Source organism: Shewanella xiamenensis (assembly GCF_014647135.1).
Lineage (GTDB): Bacteria > Pseudomonadota > Gammaproteobacteria > Enterobacterales > Shewanellaceae > Shewanella > Shewanella xiamenensis.
The window spans coordinates 338,222-353,074 of record NZ_BMOP01000001.1 but is presented as its reverse complement, the minus strand read 5'-3'; the positions used below and the strand labels follow the sequence as shown (position 1 = coordinate 353,074).

The following is a 14,853-nucleotide window of genomic DNA, read 5'->3' as shown; positions in this document are numbered from 1 at the left end:
CAAGCGGTTACAATAACCTAAGCGCGACAACTTTATACTAGTTATCTGGGTTATACCAACTAGATTCTTTATGGGTTAACTGTGATTAATTTCACTCTACCGAGTTAGAGACACCAACTTTAGGAGCAAGTTCATGAAGAAAACCCTACTGCTGGTAATTTGCACGATTTTTTTGACGGCTTGCTATCCTAAAGCCGAAGATATTCGCGTGCTCTCAAAAGACCCTTCTTACAGTGCAAGTCTCTCGAGTGATGGCACTCTCGCAATTGTCGCAACTCAGAATCAAGGAGTCCAATGTTGGGACTTAACCCAGCACACCCTTAAATACCAATGGGTGCATGGCGACCTTCATACAGGCGTGGCCAGCACAGCCATTTCACCTAATGGTGAGTTCGCCGCATCGTTAAGCCGCGATTCAGTTGCCCTATGGACAATAGCCGACGGAAAATCCGTAGGTTGGTGGTCACTGCCCGCATCGGGAGAAAGTGTTGCGGTAGCCAACAATGGGGTTTTGCTTATTGGTTTAAACGATGGCAGTGTAATGTCTCTAAATGCGGCAAAAACGGCACTGATTAAATTCTTAGGCCATAAAGAACGCGTCAATACGGTTGCACTGTCGGCGGATGGTCGCATCGCACTCACAGGGTCAAATGATATGCAGGCCATTTTATGGCAGGCACAAACCGGACAACCAATCCACACTTGGGATCTTGGTAGCCGGGTGACTAAGGTGGCACTGAACGACAGTGGCAGTTTAAGCTTTACCAATGGCAGTACGAATGAAGCAAAAATTTGGGACAACTCAACCGGTAAACTTTTAAATCAATTAGCAATTAATCGTCGCCAAATGACCTTTTCAGCAGTACGTTTTACTGAGCAAGACAAGCAGTTATTAACGGGAACTCCCGCCCGCGAAGTCATACTCTGGCAACGCAGTTCGGGTAAACCTATTGCACAATGGCAAATTGCGTTGACGAAAAACAGCCAAAACCGAGGAGCCGTTGTATACTCTGTGGCAATTCGAGATACCAATAAAGTCGTTAGTATCAGTAGCCAAGGCTTAGTTGAGACTTGGCAACAATAGAGGTTAGCCATGCAAGGTGTACAACAACAAATTGAAGAGCTGCAAACTAAATTAGCTTTTCAAGAACTCACTGTCGAAGAATTAAACCAAGAGGTGATTAAGCTGAATCGACTCGTGGCCCATCAACAGCACCAGATCCAGTTATTAGTTGGCAAGTTGCAGGCAATGGAGCCGAGCAATATTGCTACCCAAGCTGAAGAAACGCCGCCACCCCATTATTAATAACGAACTAAAATCGTCAGCCAAACGATGAAGACTAAATATCCAGGGAATGCGATGTTTAAAAATGAGATACAACACTCCTGTCAGCCGCTACCGATTGCCCAGGTAGGTGAAGCCATTTTAAAACAACGGGCAATTGAAGTACGCGACTTTGATGAAACGCTCAGTCAGTTAGCATCGCAAATGGTGGCAAGCATGGTAGAGGCAAAAGGCGTCGGTATCGCTGCCCCACAAGTGCACAGCCCGCTAGCGCTATTTATCATGGCATCACGGCCAAACGAGCGTTACCCCGATGCACCGCTAATGGAGCCCGTTGTGGTGGTTAATCCACACATCGAGTTGGCATCTTTACAACTCGAAAAAGGTGAGGAAGGCTGTTTATCTGTCCCAGGACAACGGTTTACCATTTGGCGTCACCACAGTATAGTTGTGCGCTATCAAAACCTAGCGGGACAGTGGCAACACGCCGAATTAACGGGTTTTATTGCACGTATTTTCCAACATGAATTTGATCATCTTCAAGGGATCACTTTGCTTGAGCGTTCACAAATGCCACAGCAAACACTAATGGCACAAGAAGGTAACCCACAGGCATGAACACCACCTTCATTCACTCTTTTATCAGACCCACCATCAGCACATTGATGCTCGCCGCCATCTTCGGTTCGAGCGGCTGTGCCTATAACAGTATTTTTATCAATTATCCGGCACAAATCGCGCCAATCAAACAAGATCTCAATACCGCGACGCCCATGGCGGATATCGACAAATTAGCCAGTAATATCCAAGGCAATGACGGTTTGCTTTACGCTCAAGAAGCAGGGCGCATCGCTCAAGTTGCGGGGGATTTTGCCAGCAGTAAAAAATACTACGAGCAAGCGGTGGCGGCCTACACCGCCTTTGATGATAAAGCCAAGATTAGCGCCAGCGATATCGGCGCGACGGCGACAAGCTTAGTGTTAAATGACAATGCGATTCCCTACCGCGGCCCGGGCTTTGAGCGCATTATGCTGCACCAATATCAGGCGCTCAATTACCTATTCAGCGGCGACTATCAAGGCGCGCTAGTGGAAGTTCGTCGTAGTAACGAATTGCAAAGTTCAGAGCAAGAACGCTATCAAAAATCGCAAAAATCGGTACAAGCTATGGCTAATGGTACGGTCGATGCCGAAGTGAATAAACTTGGGCAAGCGGCAGGCACAGTCACCAGCTCCTTCCTCAATGCTTATAGCTATTACACGACGGGCGTACTACACGAAGTGCTTGGTGAACCAAACGATGCCTTTATCGATTACCGTAAAGCAGCCCAAATCACTCCTGATAACACGTATCTGCAACAGGATTTAGTCCGCCTTGCCAAACAACTCGGCATGCCGCAATACGATGAGTTTAAAAAGCGCTGGGGCGATGCCAAGCTCCCAAAAGCAGGTGAAGGCCAAGTAGTGTTGATGGTCGAAAAGGGCTTTGTCCCTGAAAAACAAGCGCTAACAGTGCCCTTCACTATCCATGGCAACTGGCAAACCGTGTCTCTAGCGACCTATGGGCCAAACAATAGCTATGTGCCAGAGACTCAAGTGCAGGGCTTAGGCACAGTGCTTAAAACTGAACCTATCGCCAATATTGATGCCTTAGCGATTACCGCCTTGAAAGAAGATTTACCCGGAACCTTAGTCCGCCAAGTTGCAAGGGTTTATGCCAAATCGGAAATGGCTTATCAAGTCGAAAAAAGTGGTAAACCCGGCAATAATGCCGCCGATATTGGCAGTATTGCTATGCAGATTTTTAACGTTGTTACCGAACAGGCGGATCGCCGTAGTTGGTTAACACTGCCGAAACAGGCACAAATTGGCAGGCGTTATCTCAATCCTGGCGAATACACACTGCAATTGGATAAAGCACCACCGGCCAAAATTGACGTTGCCGCAGGCAAGACCACCTTGGTCTGGGCAATTGATACTGGTAATTACACCCGAATTTATTCAATAATCATTTAACCGAGCGGTGAATGTTTGAATAAAACGAGTGTCATTAAGTTTTTACAATCACAAAATGGAACTGACTATGAAACAATTTAAACTGATTTTTGTGCTGGCTGCCGTGATGGGTCTGGCTGCATGTCAATCTAAAGTAGAGTATGGTGATGCCACAGAGGTTGAAACCGTTAACGAAAACTTTGGCTCAACGGATCTGCAAGCCATTGCTGCTAAAATGGTTGATAGCATGATGACTTTCCCACCGATTGTGGCCATGACAGCGAATAACCGCCCAATTTTGTTTGTCGATAGCATCAAAAACAAAACCTCTGAGCATATCGATACTGAGTCAGTAACCGACTCTATCAGCAACAAATTATTGCGCTCAGGCAAGTTCCGTTTCATCGACATGACTAAAGTCGATTCAGTTCGTAAGCAACTGGATTACCAAAACAATACCGGTATGGTTGACCCATCAACCGCCATCAAGTTTGGTCGTCAAATCGGTGCCCAGTACATGCTGTATGGCAACCTATCTAGCATCGTTAAGCAAGATGGCAGCACCAAAGACGTTTACTACAAAATGACTATGCGTCTAATGGACTTAGAAACAGGTCTTATCGAATGGTCTGACGAAAAAGAAATCCGTAAGACCAAATCTAAGTCTTTCTTGGGCATGTAATCCCGCTCAAAGTAATAGGCTAATGCCGAAACATCCAAAAAAAGCCAGCATTTTTGCTGGCTTTTTTTACATTTTTAACATTGGTTATCCATGCTAAATAAGGTAGTGTACTCGCCCAAAACACTAAGCAATGATGCCGCTTTTGTATGGAGAAGAGTTCGCGACACAATCAGGCCGACTCTTGCCCCACGACGCCGCATCTACGCCATAAATAAAGTAAATCGTTGAAGGATTTAAGTAGTGAATTTGTTTAAAGCTAGCCTAGTCGCCCTCACCTGCTCTGCATTAATGTCGTGCGCCGTTAAAAGTCCTTTAAATACAGGGCCAAGGGACGCCAGTCCCTATATCAGCCAGTATCAGGCAAGCCTACGTTCACAGGTAATATCGGATGTGCATTATGAGTTGGATTTTCAACTGACAGGTGACACGCAATTCAGCGCAACAACTAAGATCCACTTCAATCTTAGCGAGGTTCCTAAGCAACTGAGCTTGGATCTAAGCAAAGCACAAATTAAGCGTTTTTTGATTAACGGAACCGCCATTTACCCCAATTACAATGGTGCCTATATCAGCTTAAACACCCGCTTACTGACCTCGGGTGATAACACGGTTGAAGTGCAATTTACCCGAGCGCACAGCACTAATGGCGAAGGCTTGCATCGCTTCCAAGATCCCGTCGATGGCAAGGTCTACCTCTACTCTCACTTTGAGCCTGCCGCTGCTCAACAGATGTTTGCAGTATTTGATCAACCCGATTTAAAAGCCAATTACAAAATCAGTGTGACCGCGCCGAAGGATTGGCAAGTGATCAGTACCATGCGCGAGTCCTCTGTCACACCTGCGGGGACCATTAATCGTTGGGAGTTTCCTGAAACGCCTAAATTAAGCCCTTACAATTTCTCTATGCATGCAGGCCCGTACCATATGTGGCAGGATAATTCCGGCCGTTATCCTATGCGATTATTTGCACGACAATCCGTTGCTCACCAAGTGACCCCACAGGACTGGTTTACCTATACAAAACAGGGGTTAACCTTCTTTGATGCCTATTTTGGTATTCCTTATCCCTTTAAAAAATACGACCAAATCCTAGTGCCAGACTTTCTCTATGGCGCAATGGAAAACGCAGCAGCAGTGACCTTTGCCGAAGATCATTTCCTCCACAAAGCAGAAATGACCGCCGAGCAAAAACAAAGCTTGGCGGGTGTTATTATGCACGAAATGGCCCACCAGTGGTTTGGCGATTTGGTCACGATGAAGTGGTGGAATGGCCTGTGGTTAAACGAAAGTTTTGCTTCTTTTATGGGTACACTCGCGACCCAAGAAGCCACAGAATTTACGAATGCTTGGCGCAGTTTTTATGCTCAAGGCAAACAGCGCGCCTATGAGCAAGACAGCTTAGTCACTACCCATCCGATTGAAGTGCCTGTAGCGACCACCCAAAATGCCTTCGACAATATCGATGCTATTACCTATCAAAAAGGCGCCTCGACGCTCAAGCAGCTACGCCATTTACTTGGTGATCTGGTGTTCCGCCGCGGCGTGAGCAACTACCTCAAACAATACAGCTACCAAAATGCCGAGCTTGATGACTTTATCAATAGCCTCGCTAAAGCTGCGGGCAGAGACTTAAGCGCATGGACACAGGAATGGCTATACAGCGCTGGGGTAAACACCATTAAAGCCGAATACCGCTGCGACGGTAACCGCATTAGCGAATTTAGCCTATTGCAATATCCCGCTAGCAGCGAACTACCGACACTGAGGGAGCAAAAAGTCCAAATTGCACTGTTTACTAAAGGACGTTTCGATTTAAGGCATGAGACCACAGTACCAGTAACCTACAAGGGCGAGCGTACCGAGGTGAAACAATTAGTCGGTGAGCGTTGTCCCGATCTGGTTTACCCCAACTATGATGATTGGGGCTTTGTGAAGGTGCAACTCGATGAAAAATCCTTCGATACCGCCAAGCAACAGTTAAGCCGAGTTACAGATCCGCTATTGCGCTCAATGTTATGGCAAAGCTTGTGGGACAGTGTACGTGAGGGCAACCTGAGTTTAGATCAATACCTCAGCACAGTATTCGTCAACGCCCCAGCGGAGAATGACTACACTGTGGTCGGTCAAATTATTTCTAGCTTGCTACGCAGTAAAGAATACCTCGCGCAGATCGCGCCTATTCAGCAAAACTATGCTGAAAATGCAGTTAAAGGCTTAGCGCAAATGAGCCTTCGTAAGACCATGGAGAGTCGAGGGGACAATGACTTCCAGCGCCGCTGGTTCGATGCCTATATCCAATTAGCCAGCGATCGTGACAGTTTACGTCATTTAGCGCAATTGCTAGACGGCACTACTAAAATCAAAGGGTTAACTTTAGATCAAGATCTGCGCTGGGCTATCATAATCCAGCTTAATCGCTACGACTTCCCGAATGCGCAGCAACGTATAACACGGGAAATAGCACGCGATAACTCAGATTCTGGGGAAAAAGCGGCATTAGCCGCTCAAGTGATCCGTCCTGAAGCTGCCGCAAAACGTCGCTGGTTGAGTAAAGTCCACGCCGATGCCCTACCGTTTGCTAAGCAGCGCATCATCATGGAAAACCTTTATCCTGCTGAGCAAAAACTCTTAAGCGCAGCCACCGCCGAAGAGCGCCTCGCAAACTTAGCCGATATGGACAAAAAGGGCCCAGTGTTTATGCGTAGCTACAGCCGTAACTTGATCCCAACCGACTGTAATTACAATAGTATTACCGCCTTGGATAAAGTATTAGACAGCCAAACAGGCTTATCTAATCTTAGCCGTCGTACTTTATTAGAAACGCGTCAAGCAGAGCAGCGTTGCGTGCTAATCAAAAATAAAATGACCCACTGATAATGAGTTGAAAAAGAAGAGGCTCTGATGAGCCTCTTCTTTTTGCCTTGATCTTTACCTTACATGGGAAACCTGTAGATAAAAATGTAATAACTCTTTCAATGGTAGTGGCTTAGAATAAAAATAGCCCTGATGTTGATACACCCCTTTAGCTGCTAAATAATCTACCTGTTCTTGGGTTTCCACGCCTTCGGCAATCATCTCCATATTCGACTCGTGTCCAAAGGCAATAATGGCATCAAGTACAGCTCCCTTAAGATCTTTTGTACCAATGGTATCGATAAACATCTTATCAATTTTGATACTATTAATTCCAAGTCGCTGTAAATAGCTAAAACCGCCAAAACCCGTACCAAAGTCATCCAGTTTAAAGTCATGGCACAATGGTAAAACGGCTTTTATTTCAGCTAAGGCTAGCTCAAATTGAGTGATAGGTTTGCGCTCCGTCAGCTCAAATGCAATCCGCTTAACCATGGGATCTCGGTTTAAAGAGAACCATTGACTCAACAAGCCAGACTCTAAGTGCTGCGCAACAATATTGATGCTTACCCAGCCTTTTAGTTGAGCTAAATCGCGATACACCTGATCTAGCAATAAATCGGTGATCGGTAATATGAGCCCCGAATCCTCAGCATAAGGAATAAATTGATTGGGCTGGACTAATACACCATCGAATCGACGCCAACGTACCAGCATCTCCTGCCCAACAACGTCGCCTGAACGGCAATCGATAATGGGCTGATAATAGGGAATAAATTCTTTTCGACTCATTCCTTTTTGCAGCAACATACCAAGCGACACCCGGGCAGATTGCCAGTTCCAATAAAAAATCACAGCTAAAAATGCTGCAATTAACGCTGCAATAAAGAGTACGACACTAATGCGATAGGCTTCTTGCCAATAGAGATCATCACCCGCCTTTAAGGTTAAGGTGACATCTAACGTTTTAATATAACGAGATTTCTTGATAATGCTGTGGTTTTCATCAAGATTTTCTGTCCCCCTAACCATGGGGGAAAGCCCTTGATAACTGATGAGTAATTGATAACAACCGTGGCAAAGGTTAGATAGGGTTTCGTTATAAACAGAGCTATTAGTCAGCACGACTAACTTCTGCTCACCTAAATGAAAAGCATAGGCAAGACTACGAGCACGATCGGTGGCCGCGACCGTTGTCGCAATATCGACCTGTTGTGTGCCAAAAAATAAACTTCGAGATCGATCAAGATGGTAATTGACTGGCGGACCGATATTGGAGCATTTTTTACCATCGGCAAGTTCTAGCTGAATAAAACGAACAATTGCTGGACTCAAGGATTGACTATTGAGTAACGCAATATCATCTTCATTGCAGGTAAAAGATAATTTAGCAAATGCCCGTTCAATATTTTTTTGCTTAAAATCATCAACACCATTTGCAAAAGTAAGTGTTATTTCATCAAAATCACGATTAAACCTTTTTTCTATGCTATAGGCCGTCAACCAAGGATAAATTGTACTCGCTAAAAGTATTGGTAAAAGAAAGATTAAGCATGAATGTAACCAAGGATTAAAGCACCAGCGAGGAAAACTCCATTTCATCTATACTACTCTCTTACTTATGTTTGAGTGCACTTGCTTATGACACTTTAGGAATACTATGCTAAAAAGCCTTTCAAAACTGTGCAATAAAACAAGTTCACCATGATATAAGTAACTTTTGAAAATACTTATACAAAACAAAATACTGTTAGCAGCCACAACTTTATCAAATCTGAATGATCAACCATTAATGCTTTAGCTATTTCAGCCGCTATACTTTATTAACGTTAGGTTGCTAGCGGAATTTAAAGGAATAGAATATGCGTTCAACACTTAAAACTCGCCTACTTTTTAGTAGTCTCTTAGCCGTATTCATCACTGTTGCAGTACTGGTTAGTATTTCAAGCTACGTCATTAGAAATCATGCTATAGGCAATACCCAAGGCGAGATTGATCAACTAGCGAATACTTTTGCCGAAGGTATTGGACTGTGGATGAAAGATAGAAAAACAGCCATTACAAGCCTTAAAAAGACCATAGAGGCTGACCCGAGTGTGCAAATTACCCCTTATTTATTACAAGCACATAATGCAATGGGATTTGCGCTCACCTATTTTGGTGATGAGCAAGGCAACATGTACCGCCAAGATCCAGCGCTCAATACCGCAAACTATGACCCACGTGTCCGCCCTTGGTATATGGATGCAAAAGCCGCTAATAGCATGGTTATGACTGCTCCCTATGTCAGCGCCACCCTTAAAAAACAAGTTGTGACTATCGCTGAGCCAGTGATGGTTGCGGGCCAACTCTTCGGTGTCGCCGCGGCAAACCTTACCATTGACCAACTCACCGATGCGGTACAGCGGCTCGAAGTCCCCGGTAATGGCTACACCCTGATGGTAGACAACACAGGACTAATTATTAGTCACCCAAATAGTAAGTTAAATAATCAACAACTTACTACTATTGACTCTGATTTTACCCCCACCTGGCTATCACAACGCGCCAATGCCAATACTATGGAAGAGCGTGAATTAGATGGTGAGACTCAGTTAGTCTATGTAGCGAACGTTCCGTCGACCGACTGGGCGTTAATATTTGTGATGAACAAACAAGAAATCATGTCGCAAGCGACTACGCTCGCTTGGTGGATGTCCGCCGTAGGCGCTGGGTTACTGGTAATGTTTGGTTTAGTATTAGTCGCAATCTTCAAAATGCAATTCAAAGACTTAGAACGAGTTGCTTTGGCACTAAATGATATCGCAGAGGGCGATGGCGATCTGACGGTGAGAATTCACACCGCAAACAGCCATGATGAAATTGGGATCTTAGCCTCAGGTTTTAACCGCTTTGTCGAACGTCTACACGGCATGATTTCGAGAATGCACAATATTGCGGGCCAACTTGAATACCAAGCTAAGGGCAGCAGTGCGTCTGCGGCAGATAACAGCCAACGCATTGCGGTTCAGCAGGATGAAGTGACCATGGTCGCCACCGCAGTGACCGAAATGGCCAGCGCCACAGAAGAGATTGCCAGCAACGCCGAACATACAGCGCAAACAGCGCAAAATGCCGTGAGCCTCTCGAATCATGGTCAAAAACAAGTGATGCAAAGTCAGCAATCTATTCGTAACTTAGCAAATGAGGTTGATACCGCAGGACGTATTATCAGCGAGCTGAATGAGCACTCACAAAAAATTAATAGCATTCTATTAACGATCAGTGGGATTGCAGAACAAACCAACTTGCTTGCGTTAAACGCAGCCATTGAAGCCGCTCGCGCAGGTGAGCAAGGTCGTGGTTTCGCCGTGGTTGCCGATGAAGTTCGCGTATTATCGCAACGCACTCACTCATCAACCCAAGAAATTCAGGCAATGATTGAAACCTTGCAACAAACAGCAGGCAAAGCCGTAAAATCCATGACTCAAAGCCATGATATGGCAGAAACGAGTGTGGCTGATGCCAACTCAGCCAGCGAGAGCCTGCTGCAGATAAGCAAAGCAATTAATGAGATATCTGATATGGCAAGCCAAATTGCAACGGCCGCAGAGGAACAAACCTCTGTTACTAGCGAAATTAATCGCAATACCGAATCAATTCGTGAAGTCTCAGAAAACCTCTCTATTGAGGCCCAAAGTGCGATGGTGCAGTCACAGGAGTTGGCTCACTTAGCCGCCTCACTGCAACAGGAAGTGTCACGTTTTAAACTATAAATACACTTGTTGCATTGATATAAACGCCCGCTGTAGCGATTTTCGTTACAGCGGGTTTTAGTTAGAGTCTTAACACTGGCCTATAAGTGCTTTCCCTTCAAACCTTGATACCCCAACTCAATACGATTACCACCATTCTTTTTAGCCTTATACATGGCAGCATCGGCGCAGGAAATAAGTTGCTGTTCATCTTTGCCATGCTCAGGATACAAAGCGACACCAATACTTGGAAAAATATGAATTTGCTGCTCTACAAGCTCAAAAGGCTGATTCAATATATCCAGCACTTTTTGAGCAACGAGCAAGGTATTGTGTGCAGAATCAACTCGCTCCAGTAAGATAACAAATTCATCGCCACCAAAACGCGCGACCGTATCAGAAACTCTCACGCAGCTAAGAAGCCGCTGCGCAGTAATTTGTAACAACAAATCTCCCACACTATGTCCGTAGGTATCGTTAACCCATTTAAATTTATCTAAGTCTAAATAAAGTAAAGAGAAATAACTCGACTCTCGATGCGCTCGAGATAAAGCCTTTTGAAACCTATCGTAAAATAACTCTCTGTTGGGTAGATGAGTCAACTGGTCGTAGAGTGCTATCTGCTCTAAGCGAGCCAACATTTGACGACGTTCGATGGCGAACGCAATTTGAGTCGAGACAAACTCCACCAATTCACAATCTTGTGAAGTATAGGTTCTTGAACCTGGGTTGCTATGCATTATCAACGCGCCAATCACCCCTTTGTGCAATCTCAACGGCACGCCGAGCCAGCAATCTTTAAAAGTTACTGCTAATGGCGATGAAAGCGTGTTCGACATGGGACAAAAGAGTAAGGATTGTCCCGTTTGAATGATCTGCTCAGCAAAATAATTAGCATTACTGATATATGCGATATTTTGATCGGACACCGATAACTGGTAAGGAAAATCTAATTGATTTGAATCTTGGTCATAAAGCGCGATAGCAAAATTTTCTGCGGGTAAAAGTTTTGCAATGATCTGGTGGATATGACTATAGAGGGATAACAAATCCTCGGCCACATGAACCGCCTCAGAAATCTCGTATAACGCGGCTTGCCGACGCTCAGCATTTTTATTTTTGGTAATATCGCGAGCCACCGCAACGCGTTGTTGATATTCATCAGACCAGCGGGCTGACCACAGAATATCCACTATGCTGCCATCTTTGCGTATATAACGATTTTCAAAATCGATTTTATAGTGATCTGTCATAATTTCATTGGCCGCAGCAAGCGTACGTTCACGGTCTTCTGGTAAAACCAAATCCAACATCTGCATACCAATCATTTCATCTGGCGTGTAACCAAAAATACGTTCAGCACCCGCACTCACAAATTCAAATCGCCCCGATTTATCTACCACACAGATGGCATCTAATAGCAAATCAATAAAGCGACCAAGTGAAGTATAACCTTCGTTTTTCACACGACTCTCCCACCACGCCAGCAGACAAAACGAGAATAGCTAACTGACTATTGCAGCTAAGCTTTGCATCCCTGTATAGAACCAACGCGCGAATACTCGATGATTAAGGTTAATAGTACATAATATCATACTATTAGAGTAGGTTAATTAGCATGGCAGTTCCACTATTACAACATTCCATACATAAAGCCGGATTGGACATTAGCTTAACCCAATAACAGCATCCGCAAGATGCTTAGTATTTGACTGAGATAAAACTCTTTGAGCACAATAGCCAATTCAAATTTAGTTGATTATATCTGGAGTTATTTTGACGGCGCTTAAGTCACCTTCACACCAAGCGAATCATTTTCGCCTAGGGCTTGCAATGTGGTCTCATCAGCATTGGCAAAGCAGTGTTTATGGTGCAACAACTAAGCAAGCCGATCGCCTAGCCCGCTACGCAACCATTTTTAACACTGTAGAAGGAAATACCAGTTTTTACGCCACGCCAAATACACAAACAGTGATGAACTGGCACAGCGCAACACCAGATGACTTTCGCTTTACCTTTAAACTACCGCAGCTCATCACCCATCAAAGACAGCTGCAACATTGTCAGCAGGAACTAATGGAATTCTTTCGGGTGATGTCGCCCTTGGCTGAAAAAACTGGGCTATGGAAGATCCAACTTCCCGCCTACTTTGGCCCGGAGCAACTAACAACCTTGGCGCATTTTTTAGAAATGCTTCCCCAAGGCTTGACCTATGGCGTTGAAGTACGGCATTTAGCCTTTTTTGCGAAGGGAGAGGCTGAGCGAGCACTAAACCGCTTGCTGATGGGTAAACAGGTAAATCGCATCATTATGGACAGTCGGCCCTTGTTTGCCCTACCGCCCGCTAGCGAAGCAATTATTGATGCCCATAAGAAAAAACCACAATTGCCCGTACATGCTATCGCAACTGCAAATGCGCCAGTGGTTCGCTTTATCGGACAAACCGATGGTACTATCGAAGCCTTAGCCGCCAATAACGATAAGTTACAGATCAAAAACAACGATAGCTTTTTCAACAATTGGTTACAGCAACTTCCCCTCTGGATTAAAGAAGGTCGAGAACCCTATCTTTTTATCCATACACCCGACAATCAAACGGCTCCAGAGCTCGCAGTTCGTTTATATCAGCAGTTACAGCAGCAAATCGCCGCTGAGATTTGCTTACCAACAATCAAGTTACACACACCACCATTGGCAGATCCTACTGCGCAAATGCAACTCTCTTGGTAAGAGGCTGCATATCAACTTCAGCTTAGCCCCAAATTGAGTTAGCGAGAATAAAGACCAATGCCGACAAGAACATCGTAATAGGCAGCGTGAGTACCCATGCCAATAGAATTTGCTTAATGGTTTGGCTTTGCAGCCCAGAGCGATTAGCAACCATAGTACCCGCAACCGCCGAAGATAGAATATGCGTAGTTGAAACTGGCATACCCGTAACGCTGGCAATCCCGATCGAAGCCGCAGCCGTCACCTGCGCAGCAATACCTTGGCTATAGGTCATTCCAGACGAGCCTATTTTTTCTCCCACGGTATAAACAATTCGCCGCCAGCCCACAAGCGTGCCACAACCCAAGGCAGTCGCAATCGCCACGATCACCCAAAGCGGCGCGTATTCGGTCGATTTAGTCAAATCCTTACGCCATTTAGCTAAAGAGCTTAACTCCTTGGCTGGTAAGTCTAATTTAGACACTTTACGAGCGGTATCATCGATACACAGCAACAACCTACGCACTTCACGGCGCTCTTCTACCGTCATATCTTGAAAACTATTCGCCTTATCCAAACGGCGATCAAGCAACGACATCGCGGGTAACACGGTCTGTGCCGAACAATGACTCAACAGCTCATCACTCGCCTCAAGCTGTGCTTTTACATCAACTAAATCGCTAATTATCGCTTGATTGCGGCTATAAATAGCCATAATCCGCCGGTTTGCATCCTGCGTCCTTGCCAAATCATAGGACTGGCTGCTCATATCGAGGGCAAAATACGCTGGGGCCATACAGATAAGCACCAGCATCACTAAACCTATGCCTTTCTGCCCATCATTCGAGCCGTGGGCAAAACTCACCCCCATGGCCGAAGCTATCAGGCTCACGCGCGCCCAAAATGGTGGATGGCGTTTACCATTAATCTGAAATTGTTCATCGGGCGTACGGTGGATCTTATGCTTTTGCCACATGAACTTCATCAGCAATAGCAGTACTCCAGCCAGCACAAAACCAAGGGTGGGCGAAATAATCAGAGATAACATGATTTGCGTGGCTTTAGTGAGATTAATGCCATGCAATATAGGCTGGTGATGTATCCAAGCAAATGCGCCACCAACCCCCATAATCGAACCAATTAAGGTGTGGGAGCTAGAAGCTGGAATACCAAAGTACCAAGTACCTAAGTTCCAGATAATGGCGGAAAATAACAGTGAAAACACCATTAACAGCCCTTGAGTGGAGTCCATCCCCAATAAGGAGTCAACGGGAAGAAGATGTACTATGGCATAGGCTACGCCAAGTCCGCCAAGTAACACTCCCGCAAAGTTAAAAAGGGCCGATGAAACCACCGCTAAATTTGCAGGCATAGCTTTGGTGTAGATCACCGTCGCAACAGCATTGGCGGTATCGTGGAAGCCATTGATAAATTCGTAGGCCAACACAAATAACACTGCCAGCACTAAAGCCACCGACCAACCAAAGCCGATAGAGGTAAATATCTCAAACATAAATCGCGAACCTATGACGAGGACGCCACAGATTACGCCCAAGGTTGGGTATTTGACAGTGAAAAATTATTTAGATTTTCAAA

General features: G+C 45.2%; 11 protein-coding genes. 8 read left to right on the top strand and 3 right to left on the bottom strand.

All coding sequences use genetic code 11. The annotated features are described in order from the left end of the window. The first annotated feature begins 133 nt into the window (after nt 1-133). The 6 genes from IEY09_RS01465 (at nt 134) to pepN (ending at nt 6,835) form a co-directional block, all read left to right on the top strand. The gene (locus tag IEY09_RS01465; RefSeq protein WP_188869559.1) at nt 134-1,084 is read left to right on the top strand and encodes a WD40 repeat domain-containing protein; all 951 of its coding nucleotides are present in this window, start codon (nt 134-136) and stop codon (nt 1,082-1,084) included. Between the two features lie 9 nt (nt 1,085-1,093). Next, nucleotides 1,094-1,306 carry a SlyX family protein gene (locus tag IEY09_RS01460; RefSeq protein ID WP_037414894.1) on the top strand — a complete coding sequence of 71 codons (213 nt, stop codon included), beginning with the start codon at nt 1,094-1,096 and terminating at the stop codon, nt 1,304-1,306. A gap of 54 nt (nt 1,307-1,360) precedes the next feature. Then, on the top strand, nt 1,361-1,903 hold the full coding sequence (gene def / locus IEY09_RS01455) for a peptide deformylase (protein ID WP_037426148.1): 543 nt from the start codon (nt 1,361-1,363) through the stop codon (nt 1,901-1,903). Continuing rightward, nucleotides 1,900-3,300, top strand: a complete 1,401-nt coding sequence (locus IEY09_RS01450) for a COG3014 family protein (RefSeq protein ID WP_055646806.1) — start codon at nt 1,900-1,902, stop codon at nt 3,298-3,300. The genes def and IEY09_RS01450 overlap by 4 nt, the downstream gene beginning before the upstream one ends. Nucleotides 3,301-3,367: 67 nt before the next feature. After that, nucleotides 3,368-3,961 carry a penicillin-binding protein activator LpoB gene (gene lpoB, locus IEY09_RS01445; protein ID WP_007645693.1) on the top strand — a complete coding sequence of 198 codons (594 nt, stop codon included), beginning with the start codon at nt 3,368-3,370 and terminating at the stop codon, nt 3,959-3,961. Between the two features lie 240 nt (nt 3,962-4,201). Then, nucleotides 4,202-6,835, top strand: a complete 2,634-nt coding sequence (gene pepN, locus IEY09_RS01440; RefSeq protein ID WP_037414906.1) for an aminopeptidase N — start codon at nt 4,202-4,204, stop codon at nt 6,833-6,835. Nucleotides 6,836-6,889: 54 nt separating this feature from the next. On the opposite strand, the gene IEY09_RS01435 is transcribed toward pepN, so the two are convergent. After that, nucleotides 6,890-8,416, bottom strand: coding sequence for an EAL domain-containing protein (locus IEY09_RS01435; protein ID WP_052183972.1), 1,527 nt, complete (start codon nt 8,414-8,416; stop codon nt 6,890-6,892). 260 nt (nt 8,417-8,676) lie between these two features. Here IEY09_RS01435 and IEY09_RS01430 point away from each other — a divergent pair, with 260 nt between their 5' ends. Next, nucleotides 8,677-10,569 (top strand): methyl-accepting chemotaxis protein, encoded by a 1,893-nt coding sequence (locus tag IEY09_RS01430; RefSeq protein WP_047535423.1) that lies wholly within the window; start codon nt 8,677-8,679, stop codon nt 10,567-10,569. An 80-nt stretch (nt 10,570-10,649) separates the two neighbouring features. Here the strand turns inward: IEY09_RS01430 and IEY09_RS01425 are convergent, their stop codons facing one another. Continuing rightward, on the bottom strand, nt 10,650-12,014 hold the full coding sequence (locus tag IEY09_RS01425) for a diguanylate cyclase domain-containing protein (protein WP_188869557.1): 1,365 nt from the start codon (nt 12,012-12,014) through the stop codon (nt 10,650-10,652). A gap of 310 nt (nt 12,015-12,324) precedes the next feature. Here IEY09_RS01425 and IEY09_RS01420 point away from each other — a divergent pair, with 310 nt between their 5' ends. Then, nucleotides 12,325-13,278 (top strand): DUF72 domain-containing protein, encoded by a 954-nt coding sequence (locus IEY09_RS01420; RefSeq protein WP_372841885.1) that lies wholly within the window; start codon nt 12,325-12,327, stop codon nt 13,276-13,278. A 22-nt stretch (nt 13,279-13,300) separates the two neighbouring features. Here IEY09_RS01420 and IEY09_RS01415 read toward each other — a convergent pair whose 3' ends face one another. Next, nucleotides 13,301-14,770 carry an inorganic phosphate transporter gene (locus IEY09_RS01415; protein WP_037414918.1) on the bottom strand — a complete coding sequence of 490 codons (1,470 nt, stop codon included), beginning with the start codon at nt 14,768-14,770 and terminating at the stop codon, nt 13,301-13,303. Nucleotides 14,771-14,853 lie beyond the last annotated feature (83 nt).